Below are 18,027 nucleotides of genomic sequence, written 5' to 3' on the forward strand. Positions count from 1 at the left end.
TTCGGACCCTCCGGTGAGTGCTGCAGCTTGGTAACTCCAGTCTCCTCGGTCCGGTCCGAATGGACAACCCTCTGAAAGCTCACACTTAGGCGCATTCAGAAAGCGATGGCTTGCATCTTTTGATCATGCAGCCGAGACGCGTTTCGCGAAGAGGTCTCCGGCGAACCAGCACGCCGCCTTGTACATTGAGCTTACTTCTTGCGACACGGGCTCAGCCTCCGCACAAGCTTCCACTGAAAGGGGACACCGCGTCCTGAAGAAACAGCCGGAGGGCGGATTCGTCGGACTTGGGATTTCGCCCGTGATCAACGGAGGGTTGCGCCGACGTTCGGTGGCAGGATCAGCATCGGGGACAGACGCGAGAAGTAGTTGGGTATAAGGATATCGGATTCCGGTAGACCTCTTCCGAGCTACCGCTTTCCACCACCTTGCCGAGGTACATCACGTAGACGTGGCTCGCTGCCTGCCGGACAAGCGCGATGAAGAGGCAGGACACGCCGAGCTTCCCTCTGAGGTCGAGGAATAGGTTCATGACCTGCGCCCGTATCGACAAGTCTAGCGCGCTGACCGGTTCGTCGCAGATCTAAGCCCGCGGCTCTACAGCCAGCGAGCGCGCTATCGCGATGCGTTGCCTCTGGCCGCCTGAGAGCTCACGGGTGAATCTGCCCCGGACCGTTGTCGCCAGACCGACCTGGGGAGTTCAGTGATCCTCGCCTCGCGTTCCGTCTGCGAACGCAAGCCTGCAATGATGAGGGCTTCGTTAATGGCTTCGCCCAAAGTCTGGCGATCATTCAGGGACGCATAGGGGTCCTGGAACCCGTACTGAACTGCCCGACGCGCTTCCCGCAGACGGCGACCACTCAAGGAGCCGAGGTCGACGCCATCAAAAACGACAGGTCCGGATTGGGGTTTTTCCAAGCCGACGATCGAACGACCGAGCGTGGACTTGCCGCAGCCAGACTCCCCCACCAAGCCGACGATCTCGCCTTGATTGAGGTGGATTGAGACGTCGTTTACCGCTTTGATCGTCTGGCCGCGCTTGGCGGTTGGAAAGCTGGTGAAGCACACTGGTCAAGTGGACGTGTGCGTGCTCCGGAGATCTGCCTCGCGCGAAGTACTTTACCTCGATAAATTCGTCAGGTGCCCGGCCTTAAGCCCAACGTTGCAGCCCGTTCACCGAGCCGTGGCGCTGTCCTAACAAACTCGAACCCGGATGACTGCCGGCGTTGCCTGCTCAGGAGGTATTTGCGGGAAAACTTTCCGCCTGGTGAAGCTTGCATGCGAACCGCTGTCCTGCATATGCTGTGTCAGACTGGAGGTGGGATATGCGCGCACCAGTTATTGTGGCTTTGGGATTGTCGGCATTGGTTGCCGCGAGTCCGGCCAAGGCTCACACGGACGGTCTAATCTATCGCGCGGACGTGGTGGCCTCGAAGTGCAATGACCCATCCGCTGAGTTTTGCGTCGGATTCCTGGCAGCGGTTTGGTCCCAACTCTACGCCACGGAGACCCATTGCGAACTGCCAGCGGTTAGCATGCGCGATTTGCCGGACATTTACCGCGTCTTTTTGTTGAAAAATCCCGACTTAGACGACGTTCCGGCTTCAATCGCGGTAACAAAATCGTTTGAGGCCCATACTGGGTGTCCAGGCTGGCGTCCGCGTTCAGATGGAGAATAGCTGGAGGCCAAAAAGGGCTCGAACTGGCCGAACGTGTGGCAGATCCAGCAGGGCTCGGATGGTCAGCCCGCGATTGGCCCGTAATGTTGCTACGCCTGAAACCGCCATTGCTGCTGTTTGTACCGAGTCGGCAGTCGCTTTAATGTTGAGATTGGACCTTTTGGACCCTTCATGGCTCGATAGGTCAGCTTCTTCAAATGACCGGGCGGCGGCCGCTATCAGCCAGGTGACAAGAGGCAACGCCGCCATGCGGCACGGATCGCAGCATCGGTTCCTCGACCCGGCAGACATCGATCGCCACCGGACAGCGCGTGTTGAACCGGCACCCCGGAGGTGGCGCGCTCGGACTTGGCGGATCGCCGGCGAGGATGATCCGGCGGCGCCCGGCTTCGATGCGAGGATCGGGAGAAGGAACAGCCGACAGCAGCGCCTGACTGTAAGGATGGGCCGGCTCACGAAACAGCGGCCGAGTCGCGCCGGCCTCCGCGATGCGGCCGAGATACATCACCGTCACGTCCGAGCAGACCTCGCGCACGATAGCCAGATCGTGCGCGACAATGACAATGGTCAGACCAAGCTGCTTCTGCAGCGACGTAAACAGGTTGACGATTTGCGCCCGGATCGAAACGTCGAGCGCGCTGAGGGGTTCGTCGCATACCAGTATGAATGGTTTGAGGGCGAGTGCGCGCGCAATCGAAACGCGCTGGCGCTGGCCGCCGGAGAGCGACCTTGGTAAACGGTCGAGCACCGTCGCAGGCAGCGCAACCAGGTCCAGAAGCTCGGCGATACGGCGGCGTCGCTCGGCTGACGAGCCGAGCCGGTGGATCTGCAACGGCTCCTCGAGTGTCTGATAGACGCTCTGGCGGCGGCTCATCGACCCCAACGGATCCTGGAAGACGAACTGGACTTCGCGGCTGAACGACTTCCTGTCTGATTTCTGCCATTCGGCGCGATCCCTTCCCCCAATCAGGACGGTGCCTTCGCTCTCCTTCTGCAAACCGACGATGGTGCGCGCCAGCGTAGTCTTGCCGCAGCCGGACTCGCCGACGATGCCGTGGAACGCGCCGCGCGCGACCGTCAGGTCTATGCCATCGACCGCCCGCACCGCGCCGGTGCCCGAACGGTTGGCGAAATGCACCTTCAATCCCGTGACCTCGATCGCCGCAGCATCAGACATGGGCAGCGATTCCCTCTCGTTTCAGAACGACGGGGCAAGCCACGCGGTGCGGGCTTGTGGACACAGATATCGTCTGCAGCGGCGGCCGGTGTTGCCGGCAACCGGCTTCGACCAGTTCGCAGCGCTCGGCAAACCGACAACCCGGTTCCAGCCTGATCTGGTTTGGCGGCAGGCCCGGTATCTCGCGGGTCGCCGCACGTTCGTCGGCACGAAAATCCGGCACCGATGCGAGCAGCCCGCGCGTATAGGGATGGACCGGCTGGGTCAGCACATCCATCGCCGTCCCCTCCTCTGCCACTTGCCCCGCGTATAGCACGATGACGCGGTCTGCGACGGAAGCAACCACGCCGATGTCGTGCGTGATCAGCACGACCGCGATGCCGTCCTCGCGCTGGATCTGGCGAATGAGCTCCAGAATCTGTGCCTGGACGGTGGCGTCCAGCGCCGTTGTCGGCTCGTCGGCAATCAGCACGCGCGGCCGGGCCGCAAGCGCCAGCGCGATCATCGCGCGCTGCAGCATGCCGCCCGACATTTCGTGCGGATAGCGGTTGTAGCGATCCTCAGGGTCCGGAATGCCGGAGCGTGCTAGAAGCGAAACCGCTTGCTTGCGCGCAGCCTCGCGCGACAGGCCCGCGAAACGGCGCGCCTGCCGGGCCAACTGCGGGCCGATTTTCAGCATCGGGTTCAGCGCGCTCATCGGATCCTGGAAAATCACGCCGAAATAGCGTCCGCGCAGATCCGACAATTGTCTGGAATCCATGGCGAGCAGCTCGCTTCCGTCGGCTTGCGCCGACCCCTTCATATCCACCGTCACGCCCTCGGGCAGCAGACCGAGCGGCCCGAGCGTCATGACGGTCTTTCCCGAACCGCTTTCGCCGACGACCGCGACCGTTTCTCCAGGACGGACGTTGAACGACACCCCGTCCACCGCCCGCACCGAGACGGTCGTGGCGTAGAGATCGATGACCAAATTTTCGATCGCATAGAGCGGCTGATTGTCACTCATGGTGAAGTCGTTCCGGTTTCGACGGCGTTGCGTTCCGTCTCTTCACGGGCGCGCGCCAGCTTTCTTTTACGCAGCGTTCTGCCGCGAACTGGCCGTGGCACCTTTTGCAGCGCGAAGGCTTCGCCAAGCAGATTGAAGCTGACGACGACAAGTGTCAGTGCGAGGCCGGGCAGCACGACAAGGCGTGGAACCTCCTCGATGTAGCTCATGCCGTCGACGAGCATCTGGCCCCACTCCGGCGTTGGCGGCGCGACGCCAAGTCCAAGAAAGCTGAGTGTAGCGATAGCCAGCACAAGAGCGCCGGCGTCGGCGCTTGCATAGACGACGACCAGTGCAAGTACATGCGGCAGGATATGGCGGACAAAGATCCAGAGATGGCCAGCGCCCATGACCCTGGCCGCCTCGATATAAGGCTGCTGCAGCTCGGCCGTGACGACGGCGCGGCTCATGCGGGCATAGTTCGCCCACCACGCCAAGGTGAGCGCCGTGATCATCGACCAATAGCCGGTGCCCAGAATGCCGATCAGCGCCAGCGCGATCACCAGGCTCGGAAGCGCCAGCGCAATATCGATGAGGCTGATCAGGACAAGCTCGACACGTCCCCCGACGTAGCCAGCAAAGGAGCCGATCGTCACGCCGATCGCCAGTGCGGCGACGAGCACGATGACCATGGCCACCAGGGAAATGCGCGCGCCACCGACGATGCGGCTCAAAACGTCACGGCCGAGATAGTCGGTGCCGAGCCAGTGGCTCCAGCTCACGCCCTCCAGTGTCGCCGAATAGTCCTGCGCGCTTGGATCGTAAGGCATGATTATCGGAGCGAAGATGCCGACCAGCACAAAGCCGATGACGGGGAGCAGCACCAGCCACGGCCAGTCCTTGATATCTCTGATTGCGGAAAAGTTCATCGTCTCATGCTCCCCGCGCCCGGCGCATTCGCGGATCCGCAACAATGCAGATCATGTCGACGATGAAATTGACCATGACGAAGAAGACGACAAACAGCAGCAGCACCGACTGCATGCCGATGAAGTCGCGGAAGCGTATCGCCTCGATGAAAAAGGCACCGACGCCGCGCAATGCAAACACCGTCTCGACGACGATCGATCCGATGATCATCAGCGTGAATTGCGCCCCGAATGTCGTCAGGAACGGAATGGCGATGTTGGGTAGCGCCTCGCGCAATAGCACCTGCGTTCTGGTATAGCCTTTTGCGAAGCCAGTGGTCGCAAACGGCCGCGACATCGCTTCCTGGAGGTTGACCCGAACGACACGGCTGAGAACGGAGGCTGGGAACAGCGCGATCGTCACCCATGGCAAAAGCCATGAGGTGAAGCCGCTCGTGCCGAAGGTGGGCACCCAGCCGAGCATGACCGAAAACACGATCACCAGCAGCGCCGCCACGAAGAAGTTGGGGGTCGATGCGCCGATCAGCGAAAATGCGTGCAGAAATCTGTCCATGAAGCCGCCATTGCTGACGGCCCCGGCAATGCCAAGCGTGATCGAGAAAATGAAGGCGAGAACGCCGCCGCCGGCAAGCAGAGCCGCCGTCATCGGGATGCGGGCGGCAAACTCCCGAGAAATCGGCTTTCCCGTTCGCAGCGATATGCCGAAATCGCCGGCCAGCGCGCTGGCCAGCCAGCGTCCATAGCGGATCGGCAGCGGGTCGTGAAGGCCAAGCTCGTTGCCGATCTTGGTGATCATTTCGGCGCTCGCGCCAGGGCCTGCCGCACGCTCGGCAATCAGTGCCGCAACATTGCCCGGAGCCGCCGCAACCAGGGCGAATGTCAGCGCGGATGCCGCCAGGATCAAAAGGCAGGCAAGCAGCATCCGTCGCAGGATCGTGCGTTTCATCGTCAGGCCTCGCTTAGGCTCGAAGTCTTCAGGCCTTCAGCGTAATCGCCTTGAACGGCAGATCATAGTCGGTCGCCGGGAGCGAGAAATTCTCCGCGCGCGGATTGTGGGCCCACAGTCGCTGGCTGACGACGAGAGGACAGATGGCGGTGTTGTCGTGGAGCCAGTCGTAGAGGGCCTGCATCTTCAGGTCGCGTTCGGCGCCGCTCGCCTCGAGCGCAGCCTTGACGACGCCGTCGAGCGCGTCGGAGACGTAGATCTTGCCGTCAGGGCCGCTGTCGGCGGTCGAGACGAAGGCGTTGCCGAGCGTGCCGTGCGGATCGTAGGGCGCTCCATAGGTGGTGAAGAAGGCCAGGTCGTAGTCGAAGGCCGGACGCCGTTCATGCATGGTGGCATTGTCCACCGAGGACACCTGGACCTGGAAACCGACCTCGGACAACTGACCCTGGATCATTTCGGCGATGCGCCGCGACCCTGGCAGGGATTCTTCGGAAACCAGAAAGTCGATGGCCAGCGGAGAGCCAGCCTTGGTCCAGGCGCCACCGCTGTCGACCCAGCCGCCATCGGCGAGGATCTTCTTGGCCGCCGCCACGTCGCGCACCGGCACGTCATGCCGCTTGCCCGACGAAGGCACGTTCGCCGGGAACAGATCGGCGGCCGGGTCGGCAAAGCCCTCGAACAGCACCTTGGCGATCGCCGCCCGGTCGACCGATGCATAGACGGCGTCGCGGACGGCCTTGTCGGCAATGATCTTCGACTTCGGCGAATAGCCGAGCAGCATCGTCGCCGTGCCCGGCTCGGCCACGACCTTCATGCCGTCGCTTTCGAGCGCGCGAGCGCGGCGCGGCGACAGCGTCGCGACCCAGTCGCCACCGATGACATCGAGGTCGCCTGAACGCAGGCCGTTGGCGCGGGCGAGTTCATCGGGAACCACCTTCAATTCCATGCGGCTGAAGAGCGGCTTCTCACCCCAGTATTTGTCGTTGCGAACGAGGCTGGTGCCGCTCGAATCGTATTTTTCGACGATCCACGGACCGGTCCCGATCGGCGCAGTCTGTTTGCCATCCTTGTCGACTGCCTTGGGCGACAGGAAACGGACAGGCCGCACGATTGTGAGTTCGAGGAGTGCCGCCGGCACCGGCCGCTTCAGCTTGACCGTCAGCTTGTTCGGTCCGTCCGTGACGATGCTGTCGAACGCGTCGGAGATGCCGATCCAGGAGAAGTCGCTCACCCCCATCCAGCGCTTGAGGTTCCATTCGGCCGCGGTGGAATCGAAGGGCGTGCCGTCGCTGAAGGTCACGCCTTCACGCAGATCGAAGGCTATCGAAAGCTGATCGTCGGCAATGGTCCATTTGGTGGCAAGTCCCGGCTCCAGCGCGCCATTCTGGCCATAATGGATCAGCGCATCGAAGACGATGGTGTAGGTGCTCAGCGTCGAAACGTTCTGCAGCAAATCGAGATCGCCGGTCTCTGCGGCGATGGCAATCTTCAGCGTGTCGTTGGTTTCGGAAAAGGCGGCGCGTGGCAGCGCGGCGGCGAAGGCAAGGCCAGCGGTGGAAACAAGGAAATTGCGGCGGTCGAGAGTGATCATGTCAGTTCCCCATTTTTTGATTGGTGTGATTATACACATGCATTCCCATTTGTATAGACATATGCGGCGCAAATCCAAGTTGGCGCGCAGCGCTGCGTTTGGCAAAGGAAATGCGCCCTCTCGCGTAATGTCGCCATGCCGGCGCGGGTCTCGACAAGGGCTAAATCCAGCTCAGCGTCATCGCCGCCAGCGCGAGGTAGCGGCCGACCTTCGCGATCGTGACGATCGCAAGGAAGCTCCAGAATGGCTCTCGCAGCGCTCCCGCCACAACCGTCAGCGGATCGCCAACGAATGGCAACCAGCTCAACAGCAGCGACCATCGTCCATAGCGCTGATACCATCGCGTCGCGCGCGTCAGCGCGGAGGGCTTCACCGGGAACCATTTGCGGTCGCGAAAGCGATCGACGCCCCGGCCGAGCCACCAGTTCACGATCGAGCCGAGCACATTGCCGGCGCTTGCGGAGGCGATGAGCGGAGTCGGGGCATAGCTTTCTGTCAGAAGCAGTCCCGCAAGGGCTGCTTCCGATTGCATCGGCAGGATGGTCGCCGCCGCGAACGCGGTCAGAAATAGACCGCCATAGATGGCGAGCTCGCCAAGCATGTTGAGTTCTCAGCTTGTCTTGGGCCATTTCGGGTGCCGATCATCGACGACGTAGCCATGCGAATGCTCATACCCCGCTTCCGACCATGCTGCGTCGCCGATGTGCCGGTCGTCCTCAGGCAGATCGACATGCGTATGCACAAGCACGTCGGGATCATGTTTCGGCCAAAGCCAGATCGCGGCAAGCAGAGCAGCGGCGCCTATGACGCCGAGCAGAATGAATGTGAAAGGCAATCCCATCGCCGCACCGACGCGGCCGGCAATGGGATACGTGATCAACCAGCAGGCATGCGAAAGCGCGAATTGGGCAGCAAACAGAGCGGGCCGGTCGACGGCATCGGCGGAACGCCTGATCAATCGGCCCGAAGGCGTCTGCGCCAGCGAATAGCCGAGCCCGAGCACGAACCAGAGCGCCAGCAGCAGATAGTAGCTGCCGGCGAGAGGTCCCACCAGCACGCCCACGACCAGGATCGCGGCGCCCGAGAGCATCGCAACCCGGTCCGGGACGTTCTCCAGCAGCCGCGGCAGGGCAAGAGCTGCAATCATCGATCCGCCGCCGAACGCTGCGAGCGCCAGCGCCGTGTCACTTTGCGAAAGGCCGAACTGTGCCTGAACCAGGACGACCGTGTTGACGATCACCATCGCGCTTGCCGCCGCGACGGCAACGTTAAGGGCCAGCAGCCCGCGCAATCGCGGCGTCGCCAGATAGATGCGCAATCCGCGCGTGGTACGATCGTAAACGCCGCGCGGCTGCGACGGTTTAGGGCTCGGCAGGACCACCGACACCACCAGCGCCGCCGAGGCGAGAAAGCCGATAACCGTACCGGCGAACAGGCTATGGAAGCTGATGACGGAAAGCAGCGCCGCGGCCAGCATGGGACTGACGACGCTTTCCAAGTCGTAGGCCAGTCGCGACAGCGACAGGGCTCGCGTGTAGTCCTTCTCCTCGGGCAGCACGTCAGGAATAGAGGCCTGGAAGGCCGGAGTGAAGCCTGCCGACGCCGACTGCAGGACGAAGATGAGAAGATATACCTGCCAGACTTCGGTGACAAAGGGCAGGAACACCGCGACTGCAGCCCGGATGAGGTCGAGCGAAACCAGCATGGTGCGGCGTGGCAGGCGCTCTGCGAACGCAGCGGCGACAGGCGCCACGCCGACATAGGCGATCATCTTGATGGCGAGCGCCGTGCCGAGCACCGCGCCGGCATCGGCGCCGGCAAGATCATAGGCCAGCAGCCCGAGCGCCACGGTGGCAAGGCCAGTGCCGATCAGGGCGATGACCTGGGCCAGGAAGAGATGACGGTAAGTGCGATTGGCCAGGACCTGAAGCATATTTTGCCTTCTTGCAGCGGATTGGGGGTTCGTCGAGCCAGGAATGTAGCGCGACAGCCCGCCTGTCTCAGTGGTGGTGGCCTTCCGGCTCGACCATCTTGAATGGCAGCACCTGCTCGCGACCATTCGCGGCCAGGATCAACCTCGCCTGGAACTCATGCGGCTCAGCAGGGGCGACGGTGCTTTCAAGCCGATGATGGTTGTCTGCAACGGGATCGAGGCGAAGCGTCTCTGGCCCTTCGGGTCGATCGATAATCACCGTCGCCGCCAAGTCATCGGCGTGACGATCGATAGTCAGCCGCATCCGCTCGCCGGCCGGTGTATCGACGATTTCCAATGTCCCTTCAGCCAGATCGCAGACTACCTTGAAGGGCTCTGGCGCATGATGGTGAGCATGAGAGATTTCCGCGGCCGGCCCGGCCGAGCTCATCAGGCGGACATTGGCTTCCGCCAACGCCGGCAAGTGGGCGAACAGCTCCTCCTTGAGGGCTTCGGTTACGCCCAGCACGTCCTTGGCCGTCGCCATCTCCGGAACACTGATGGCGACATCGGCATGCAGGCGATGTCCGATCCAGCGTGCCTGCACGCTATGGACATGCTCGATGCCGGATACGTGCTCGGCGGCATGATGGATTTCATCGACGATGGCGGGCTCGACTCCGTCGAGCATGCGGGTCAACACGGCTTTCGACGACTGCCAGACGATGGCGAAGATCGCCAGCGTGATCAACAGTCCGACGATCGGATCGGCAAGCGGAAAGCCCAGCCATACGCCAATGGCGCCCAGGACAACCGCCAGGCTGGTAAAGCCATCGGTGCGGGCATGGTAGCCGTCCGCGATCAGCGCCGCGCTGTTGATCTCGCGGCCGACGCGGATACGGAACACGGCGACGGCTTCGTTGCCGATGAAACCGATCAGGCCGGCGATGGCGACCCAGCCAAGAAATGTGATGGGCTTCGGATTGATCAGGCGATCGATCGCCTCATAGCCGGCGACGATGGCACTGAAGAGGATGATGAGAACGATGACGATCCCAGCCAGATCCTCGACCCGGCCCAGCCCGTAGGTGAACGTCTTGCTCGGTTTGCGGCGGGCCAGCACGAACGCGATCCACAGCGGAATGGCAGTGGCCGCGTCGCCGACATTGTGGATCGTATCGGCCAGCAGCGCCACGCTGCCGGAGAGGAACACAACCACAAGCTGGAGCGCTGCCGTGATGGCCAGAACGACGAATGACCATTTGATCGCCCAGATGCCGCGCGTCGTCGTGGCGATCGCCGGATCTATGACACCGTGTGTGTGGCCATGGCCACCATCACCGTGATCATGCCCGTGGCTGCCCATGCCATGCGTCATTGGGCCAAACCCAAACCAGTCGCGAACTTTGTCCATAATGACGCTTCTCACAGGTACTTGGTGATATCTTTGAACTCGTCGATCGAGCGGCGCTGCTCGCGCGCCAGCGGCCCGACGACGTCTTCAAGGCAATGGTTGAGATGATCCTGGATCAGGGTCTTCTTGGCCTGCGAAATGGCCTTCTCGACAGCATGAAGCTGCTGGGCGAGGTCGAGGCAGGACCGGCCCGCCTCGATCATTTCGATGACGCCCTTGAGATGTCCATCGGCCCGTTTCAAGCGCTTGACGATATCGGGATGCGTTTCGTGGATGTGGGGCTGGTCGCTCATAGCTTGATACTATCCTCCTGGAGGGGATAGGCAAGCCTCAAAGAGGCCTCGATTCTAATCTAGCAAAAACCATTCGTTAAGGTTTTAGAGAATAATCGCCGTTCATGCCGAATCGGATCCACAGCACGGTTTTTTGCCTGGTCATCGCTTTAGCGATGATTTTCGGCATGCTCCGTCCTTTCGGCTATTCGACCTCACACGATCCGATCGCGATTGCCACCGCGGTTGAACGTCAAGGCGGAGCCGCCGCGCAGATCGAAGATCATGGCCACGCATATGATGATGGCGTTTCCGGCGAGCAGAGCTCTGACCATTTTCACGGGCACAATGCGGCAGACCACTCGCACGAGACAGCGAGTACGCCCGCCGACTTCGCACCGACCGTTCCACAGCTCGAACGGGGCTGGCTGAACTATCCGCCGACTTTCGTCGATCCGGGCACGACATTCCGGCTCGAGCGACCGCCGAGACCGTTCCTCGCCGCATGATCGCGGCCGCTCACGCGGCTACCCTCAACGACGAAGATTGGAAATCTTATGCAAGGACCCTTCGACCGGGGTCGGTCACGCTCGCGCCGCGCGCGTTGGCGACCCACCCTGCCCCTGCTTATCGCTCTCATGACCCTGCCGCTCCTGGGCGGGGCTGCCTTCGCCCACGCCGTGGCCGAGGGCGACAAGGGCTATATCCAGGAAATCTCGGGCATCAACGTGCTGCCCTTCATCTATCTCGGCGCCAAGCACATGGTGACCGGATACGACCACATCCTGTTCCTTTTCGGCGTGATCTTCTTCCTCTATCGGATGAAGCATATCGGCATCTATGTCAGCCTGTTTGCGCTCGGTCATTCGACGACGATGCTGCTCGGCGTCTATTTCAACGTCGGCATCAACAGCTACATCATCGACGCCATCATCGGCCTGTCCGTGGTCTACAAGGCGCTCGACAATATGGGCGCTTTCCAGAGATGGCTCGGCTTCCAGCCGAACACCAAGGTCGCGACGCTGGTTTTCGGATTCTTCCACGGTTTCGGCCTGTCGACGAAGATCATCGAATACAACATCTCTCCTGACGGCCTTGTGCCCAATCTGCTGGCCTTCAATGTCGGTGTCGAGGTCGGCCAACTCATGGCCCTTGGCGCTATCCTGATCGTCATGGGCTACTGGCGCCGGACACGCGGCTTCTGGCGCCACGCCTATACCGCAAACGTCATCATGATGACGGCCGGTTTCCTGCTGATCGGATATCAGCTCACCGGCCTGTTTGTCGCAGCATAAGGAATCGAAATCATGTACAACACCGACCTTCCCAGCCGCACCGATTTGCCGACGTCAGCGCAGCTGAAGCGCTCCACCTTCATTGCCGCGCTGACGGCGCTTGCCTTGCTCGTCACGGTCGTCATGCCGTCCGAGTATGCGATCGACCCGACCGGAGCAGGCAGATTGCTCGGCCTCACCAATATGGGTGAAATCAAGACACAGTTGGCAGCCGAGGCGGCAGAGGACGAAATGGCCAGCGCGAAGGCTTCGGCCGAGCGGATGACGCAAATGGTGCCTCCGGCCGAGTTGATGGCGCGCATGGACCGAATTGAAAACCTCCTCGTTGCCCTTACCGCCGAACAGCCCGCGTCGCAGCCATCCCCAACTGGGGAGGCCGTTGCCCAAGATAATGTGACGGTTGGAGAGATTGCTCCTGCCGAGGCTCCGGCCATTGCTGCAGCGCCTGTCGCCGAAGCAACCTCGGAAGCCCCGATCCGCCCAGATGGAAGGCAAGACGAGCTATCCTTCACGTTGGCGCCAGGCCAAGGTGCCGAAGTCAAGCTCGTGATGCGGCAGGGCGCCAAGGCAAACTTTTCCTGGACAGCTGACGGTGGCGTGGTGAACTTCGAGACGCACGGCGATGGCGGCGGTCAGTCCGTCAGCTACGAAAAAGGTCGCAGCGTTCCCGCTGACGAAGGTGCCATTGAAGCCGCCTTCGACGGAAATCACGGTTGGTTCTGGCGGAATCGCGGTGACAGAGAAGTAACGCTGACGATCACGACAGAAGGGAACTACATCGACATCAAGCGCGTGATCTAGCCCCTGCGCGCCCCCGATATAAGAACGGAAGCCGATCCGTCGGCTTCCGCAACAACTTGCAGCGGATTGATCAGAGATGAGGGCGGTTTGATTGACGCGCCTCGGGAAGTGTCGCTGACAGCCGATTGCCTGCTCACGTGTGAAGAGTCGCTAAAAACCCTTACGGCAAAGGTTCTCCAGATCCACTTTTCCTATTCCTTCGATGCCGAGCGCAGGAAGGATATCATTGTCTGCCTTAAGATCGCGACCATAGGCTGCAGAGAATATCGAAATTCCAGCCTCATGGAGGATCGCTGGGTTTCCGCTGATCTTCCCCAAGAGTACCGTCGGCAGCAGCCCGAAAGGAACGTCCTCCAGAACATAGCGGCTTTCGATAGTTGACGGGCCCAAGCCGCCGCGGCCTTGGCGATCCATCTCCTGGTTCATTTCCGAAACGGTACCCATAGGGACGTGAAACGACAATGAAAAATGCTCTTCAACTGTGCGCACGGCAATTCCAAAACGGGCGGCGATCGCCAATCGTTCCGCGTCCAGAGCCTCGATAACGCGGCCGACAGCCGGCGTGACATTTCCGGCCTGGCTCCACTGCTCTCCCTTCTCCATGCGTGTGAGATTAAGAAGGGCGATCCCGAGATGGTTCTGCGGATTGAGGTTGCTGAGCGCGATAGCAAGCATGCCGTCGCGCTTGACGAAACGATCGCCGAACAGGGTCGTGCAAAGTCGGAACCCTTGGTCCATCGCGTCGAACGGGAGCGTCGCAACATCGACCTTCTGGCGAACACTGGCAACGTGGACTTCTGTTGGTCCAGACTGACGGCCGGTCACCAACGTTGTGCCCCAGACGACGATCGGCAGGCGAACCTTGAGTTCCGCCAATTGCCTGGAGAGATACAGCGCTCCGAAGGAACTGTGAGAGCTGATGATTACCGGCATTCCCTCCCTCAGATAAGGAGCGGCAGCATCCATCACTTTCTTGTGCCCATTAGCCGGCAGCGCGATCATCACAACGTCTGCAGTGGCAACAGCCTCTTTACAATCCTTGGCGATACGCACCGACACCGTTGCCTCGATAGCGCCCGTGGCCGTTAGCGATTCGCCGGTGGCCAGTGCCTTGGTGCGCTCTCCCGACGGCGACCAAAGCATTGGATCGTGCCCCGCCTCCGCCAGGCAGGCAGCAAGGCCGTAAGCAATTGCGCCGGCCCCCAGAATACTCACCCGCATAGGAGTTCTCCTGTTTCATTCGTTATGGATCGCAGCGCGGCGAACGCCATTGCATGCACGGCCGGCAGGCAGGCACAACTCGATCGAAGCCTGTGGCTTCCTTGAGCCTGGCTACCCATGAAAATCGTCATCCATGGGGTTCAGCTGGAACGCGTTCGGGCCACATGGCCGAGACGGCCGACGACGCTCTGTGGGCTTGCGTATCATTCCGATCGTACGGCGAATCACCCACGCCTCTCCGGCCATATTTCATTTCCGCCTTGACATATATCAAATCTGCATGAGACGATCGTACTCATACATAAAACGCATGTAGGCGTAAATGGAAACTCGAGACCTCCAGGCATTCCTTGCTGTTGCTGCCAGCGGTAGCATCACCAAGGCGGCTGACGTGCTCGGGCGCTCCCAGCCTTCGGTGACCCGCACCATCCAGGACCTCGAGGCGGAACTCGGCTTCGAATTGCTGCACCGTGTCGGTCGACGCGTGCAGTTGTCGGAAGAGGGCGTGGCTTTCGAGGAGGAGGCGCGGCGCTTGCTGATGTCCTTCACCGAGCTTGCCGCGCGGGCCAAGATGATTGCCGCCGGCAGAGGGCGGATCCTGCAGATTGTCACCACCTCGGCAATCGGAACCGGCTTGATCCCGACGGCCATGGCCGAGCTCAACGGTGTCGAACTTCCGCACGAGACGCATCTCGGGCAGTTTCTTCCGTCGATCGTTGCCCAGGAAGTGCGCAGCGGTCGTGCCGAGATCGGGTTTTCAAGCTTGCCGCTCGACACGCCCGGCCTGGATGTCCTGAGGCTCTATTCGGCGCCTGATGTTGCGGCCGTGCGGAAAGACGATCCGCTGGCTGAACTCGACGTCATACCGCTTTCCGCCTTTGCCGGTCGCCGCGTCGCCACACTGCTCAACCCCCTGCGTTTCCAGTTGCATGTCTCCAAGGCACTGGCGGCCAGGGGCATCGACACCGGCCCAGTGATCCGGACCAATACCGCATACGGCGCGTTACAGATCGTGCGCCAGACTGGTGCGGCGGCGGTCATAGATCCCCTCACCGCTTATGGCGTCGCCCTGCCTGATGTCGTCATCCGCCCGATCGACGTGACCGTTCTTTTCTATTGGGGCGTTGTGGCTGCCGAGAAACGCCCCCTTCGTCCAGTCGCGCAGGCGTTGATGGATGCGGTCGAGGCGGTGGCTGAACGGTCGATCGTCGGCTTCAAGAAACTAGATCCGACCCTCGCTGGCCAATTGGTGAGCGATCCTGCATCCGGCACAAATCACGGAACAGGAATATGAAGCATACCCCCGCCGCGCCAACGCCGACAGGTCTTGCTGCGCTCGAAGCACAGCTCGCGCAAGATCTCGACTTTCTCGAACTGCCCGCCAAGCCATGGGTTCCCGCGCGTTCGCACGATGGCGTGCCGGTCCGTGATGTCGTGGTGATCGGCGCCGGCATGTGCGGACTTGCTGCCACGGCAAAGCTGGTGCTGACCGGGATAACCAATGTCGTCGCCTATGACGCGGCTCCGGCAGGGCTCGAAGGGCCGTGGGTAACGTTTGCCCGCATGCAAACGCTCCGGTCGCCGAAGACCCTGCACGGTCCGTCGCTCGGCCTTCCGCAATTGACGTTCCGCGCCTGGTTCACGGCGCAATGGGGCGTTGAGGCCTGGCGGTCGCTGGACAAAATCCCCAAGGGCCAGTGGATGGATTACCTGGTCTGGTACCGCAAGGTTCTTGCTCTGCCAGTGCGCAACAGCGTGCGCATGACCGCCGTCGCACCGGTTGGTGATCTGATTGCGATCGATATCGAGGGCGCGGAATCCGGCCGGGTGCTCAGCCGTCATCTCGTTCTGGCCACCGGTCGCTCCGGTCTGGGCGGTTTTGCCGTACCCGATTTCCTCAACGGAATCGATCGCGCCTATTGGGCCCATTCTGCCGACGACATCGATTTCGATGCGCTGAAAGGCAAGCGTGTGGCAGTTATTGGCGCCGGTGCCTCTTCCATGGACAATGCTGCGACCGCACTTGAGGCGGGCGCCGGCTCTGTCGACATGTTGATCCGGCGCAAGGAGATGCCGCGCATCAACAAGCTGACCGGCATCGGCAGCCCGGGTGTTGTACTCGGCATGCATGAATTGCCCGATGCCTGGAAGTGGAAGTTCTTCGACTACACCGCCTCCACCCAGACGCCGCCGCCGCGTTCATCGACGCTTCGCGTGTCTCGCCACGCGAATGCTCGGTTCTTTCTCGACTGCGGCATCGTTGCGGTAAGGGAAGATCCGGGAGGCCTGCTGATCGAAACCACACAAGGGCCGATGCGCTACGATTTCCTGATCGCGGCAACCGGCTTCTCAAATGACTTCAATGGCCGCCCGGAATTCGCGGCGATCGCCCCACATATCCGCATCTGGTCGGATGGCCGATATACGCCGGATATGGGGCCGGCTCGTGCAGGCATGTCGGATGCGCCGGATCTCGGTCCCGCCTTCGAGTTTCGTGAACGCATTCCCGGTTCCTGCCCGATGCTGGCACATATCCACTGCTTCAACGACGCGGCCATGCTGACGCACGGCAAGGTCTCCGGCGACATCCCGGCCGTCAGCGCCGGTGCCGACCGTCTTGTGCGCGGCATCGCATCTTCACTTTTTGCCGAGGATGTCGAAGCCCACTTCACCAATCTGATCGCCTACGACACGCCCGAACTTCTGGGCGACGAGTGGGTCGATTCAACACCCTTGCTGCAGAAGGAGGCCGCGTTGTGATCGACGCGATGGACAAGGCTGCCGGCCTTTCACCAGATGATCCCCTTTTCGCCGCACGGCGATTTCGGCCCGAATTCGTGCGAGGGGCAGAAGAATGTCGCCTCTCGGTGCTGCACCCGGCAACTGATCAGGGGCTGGCGCCGAATTTGCGTATTGCTCTTGCCCGTCGCATGGCGGCCCTGAACGCCGATCCGGTCTTGGTGGCCGAATATGATGTGCAATTGGCTCAGCTTGGTCCGACTGAGCAGCTTCTGGCCTTGGCCCAGGGGGAAACGGATTTGAATGAACCCCTGGCGACCATCGTTCGTCACGTTGACCTGGTCACCCTGACGCCGAAAAAGGCGGAAGCGAGCCATATCGCTCTCCTGGAGAAGGCTGGATTGAACAATCCTCAGATCGTCGCGCTCTCCGAGCTGATCGCTTTTGTCAACTTCCAGACACGGGTGGCGACCGGCTTGCGCCTGATGAGGTCGACATGATTTCCTCGGTGCGTCTGAAGCCATTGAATTGGCATCCGTACATCGTGCCGGTCGAGCTATCCGAGGCCACGCCGGAACAGCTTGAAGCGATGAAGGTCACGCCATCGGCCAAGAAAGTTTCGGAATATGTGCGCACCCTTGCGCATGACCCAGAGAGCTATCTTGCCCGCACGGTTCTGTTCAACGCAATCATGTACGTCGAAGGCGGGCTTGCCCGTCCTGACCGCGAACTCGGTGCATTGGGTGCCTCGATCGTCAATGGCTGCAAATTCTGTGCCGTCGTTCACGCCCGCAGGCATGCAGAGCTGACCAAGAGCGACGAAGTGGTCACCGCGCTGTATCTCGACAAACCTGAGGCGCTCGGCCCACGCGATGCGGCTATCTACAGCTTTGCCCGCCGCCTGTCGGCGGCACCGTCGGAAGCGACGGCAGACGATATCGCCGCGCTTCGATCAGTCGGCATAGATGACCGCGAGATCATCGACCTGATCCACGCCATATCGATCTTCGGCTGGGCAAACCGGCTGATGCACGTTCTCGGCCATGCGGAGAGCGGGTGATGATGT

19 protein-coding genes and 1 pseudogene are annotated in these 18,027 nt (G+C 61.5%); 7 read left to right on the forward strand and 13 right to left on the reverse strand.

Going from position 1 to position 18,027, the window contains the following annotated elements; genetic code table 11:
* Nucleotides 1–123: 123 nt before the first annotated feature.
* The 12 genes and pseudogenes from NKI73_RS21275 to NKI73_RS21330 form a co-directional block, all read right to left on the reverse strand.
* Nucleotides 124–390, reverse strand: a complete 267-nt coding sequence (locus tag NKI73_RS21275) for an oligopeptide/dipeptide ABC transporter ATP-binding protein (protein ID WP_352632932.1) — start codon at nt 388–390, stop codon at nt 124–126.
* 193 nt (nt 391–583) lie between these two features.
* Nucleotides 584–685 carry an ATP-binding cassette domain-containing protein gene (locus tag NKI73_RS21280; RefSeq protein WP_352632933.1) on the reverse strand — a complete coding sequence of 34 codons (102 nt, stop codon included), beginning with the start codon at nt 683–685 and terminating at the stop codon, nt 584–586.
* Nucleotides 686–714: 29 nt separating this feature from the next.
* A pseudogene (locus tag NKI73_RS21285) lies at nt 715–1,068 on the reverse strand (ATP-binding cassette domain-containing protein); the annotation flags it as partial.
* Between the two features lie 804 nt (nt 1,069–1,872).
* Nucleotides 1,873–2,856, reverse strand: a complete 984-nt coding sequence (locus NKI73_RS21290; RefSeq protein ID WP_352632859.1) for an ABC transporter ATP-binding protein — start codon at nt 2,854–2,856, stop codon at nt 1,873–1,875.
* Nucleotides 2,849–3,862, reverse strand: coding sequence for an ABC transporter ATP-binding protein (locus NKI73_RS21295; RefSeq protein ID WP_352632860.1), 1,014 nt, complete (start codon nt 3,860–3,862; stop codon nt 2,849–2,851). Before NKI73_RS21295 ends, NKI73_RS21290 begins: the two co-directional genes overlap by 8 nt.
* Nucleotides 3,859–4,770 (reverse strand): ABC transporter permease, encoded by a 912-nt coding sequence (locus tag NKI73_RS21300; RefSeq protein WP_352632861.1) that lies wholly within the window; start codon nt 4,768–4,770, stop codon nt 3,859–3,861. Before NKI73_RS21300 ends, NKI73_RS21295 begins: the two co-directional genes overlap by 4 nt.
* 4 nt (nt 4,771–4,774) lie before the next feature.
* Nucleotides 4,775–5,716, reverse strand: coding sequence for an ABC transporter permease (locus NKI73_RS21305; protein ID WP_352632862.1), 942 nt, complete (start codon nt 5,714–5,716; stop codon nt 4,775–4,777).
* Between the two features lie 28 nt (nt 5,717–5,744).
* On the reverse strand, nt 5,745–7,307 hold the full coding sequence (locus NKI73_RS21310; RefSeq protein ID WP_352632863.1) for an ABC transporter substrate-binding protein: 1,563 nt from the start codon (nt 7,305–7,307) through the stop codon (nt 5,745–5,747).
* A 160-nt stretch (nt 7,308–7,467) separates the two neighbouring features.
* Nucleotides 7,468–7,908 (reverse strand): YqaA family protein, encoded by a 441-nt coding sequence (locus NKI73_RS21315; RefSeq protein WP_352632864.1) that lies wholly within the window; start codon nt 7,906–7,908, stop codon nt 7,468–7,470.
* Between the two features lie 9 nt (nt 7,909–7,917).
* Complete coding sequence (locus tag NKI73_RS21320) at nt 7,918–9,240, reverse strand: MFS transporter (protein ID WP_352632865.1); 1,323 nt, start codon at nt 9,238–9,240, stop codon at nt 7,918–7,920.
* Between the two features lie 67 nt (nt 9,241–9,307).
* The gene (locus NKI73_RS21325; RefSeq protein WP_352632934.1) at nt 9,308–10,636 is read right to left on the reverse strand and encodes a cation diffusion facilitator family transporter; all 1,329 of its coding nucleotides are present in this window, start codon (nt 10,634–10,636) and stop codon (nt 9,308–9,310) included.
* Nucleotides 10,637–10,644: 8 nt separating this feature from the next.
* The gene (locus tag NKI73_RS21330) at nt 10,645–10,926 is read right to left on the reverse strand and encodes a metal-sensing transcriptional repressor (RefSeq protein WP_352632866.1); all 282 of its coding nucleotides are present in this window, start codon (nt 10,924–10,926) and stop codon (nt 10,645–10,647) included.
* A gap of 104 nt (nt 10,927–11,030) precedes the next feature.
* Here NKI73_RS21330 and NKI73_RS21335 point away from each other — a divergent pair, with 104 nt between their 5' ends.
* From NKI73_RS21335 to NKI73_RS21345, 3 genes are all read left to right on the forward strand, one after another.
* Complete coding sequence (locus NKI73_RS21335; protein WP_352632867.1) at nt 11,031–11,414, forward strand: hypothetical protein; 384 nt, start codon at nt 11,031–11,033, stop codon at nt 11,412–11,414.
* A 129-nt stretch (nt 11,415–11,543) separates the two neighbouring features.
* Nucleotides 11,544–12,200, forward strand: coding sequence for a HupE/UreJ family protein (locus NKI73_RS21340; protein WP_352632868.1), 657 nt, complete (start codon nt 11,544–11,546; stop codon nt 12,198–12,200).
* A 12-nt stretch (nt 12,201–12,212) separates the two neighbouring features.
* Entirely contained in the window at nt 12,213–13,001 is a 789-nt protein-coding gene (locus tag NKI73_RS21345; protein ID WP_352632869.1) for a hypothetical protein, read from the forward strand.
* A gap of 150 nt (nt 13,002–13,151) precedes the next feature.
* On the opposite strand, the gene NKI73_RS21350 is transcribed toward NKI73_RS21345, so the two are convergent.
* A complete protein-coding gene (locus NKI73_RS21350; RefSeq protein ID WP_352632870.1) occupies nt 13,152–14,222 on the reverse strand; it encodes an NAD/NADP octopine/nopaline dehydrogenase family protein in 1,071 nt (356 codons plus the stop codon).
* A gap of 322 nt (nt 14,223–14,544) precedes the next feature.
* Here NKI73_RS21350 and NKI73_RS21355 point away from each other — a divergent pair, with 322 nt between their 5' ends.
* Genes NKI73_RS21355 through NKI73_RS21370 form a run of 4 tightly spaced genes read left to right on the forward strand, consistent with a single transcriptional unit; the run spans nt 14,545 to nt 18,021 of the window.
* A complete protein-coding gene (locus NKI73_RS21355; RefSeq protein WP_352632871.1) occupies nt 14,545–15,516 on the forward strand; it encodes a LysR family transcriptional regulator in 972 nt (323 codons plus the stop codon).
* Nucleotides 15,513–16,982, forward strand: a complete 1,470-nt coding sequence (locus NKI73_RS21360; RefSeq protein ID WP_352632872.1) for an NAD(P)-binding domain-containing protein — start codon at nt 15,513–15,515, stop codon at nt 16,980–16,982. Before NKI73_RS21355 ends, NKI73_RS21360 begins: the two co-directional genes overlap by 4 nt.
* A complete protein-coding gene (locus tag NKI73_RS21365; RefSeq protein WP_352632873.1) occupies nt 16,979–17,461 on the forward strand; it encodes a CMD domain-containing protein in 483 nt (160 codons plus the stop codon). The genes NKI73_RS21360 and NKI73_RS21365 overlap by 4 nt, the downstream gene beginning before the upstream one ends.
* Entirely contained in the window at nt 17,458–18,021 is a 564-nt protein-coding gene (locus NKI73_RS21370) for a peroxidase-related enzyme (RefSeq protein WP_352632874.1), read from the forward strand. The genes NKI73_RS21365 and NKI73_RS21370 overlap by 4 nt, the downstream gene beginning before the upstream one ends.
* Nucleotides 18,022–18,027: the final 6 nt, after the last annotated feature.

Origin of the sequence: Mesorhizobium sp. M0496 (assembly GCF_040321205.1) — a bacterium.
In the GTDB taxonomy this organism is placed as follows: Bacteria; Pseudomonadota; Alphaproteobacteria; order Rhizobiales; family Rhizobiaceae; genus Mesorhizobium.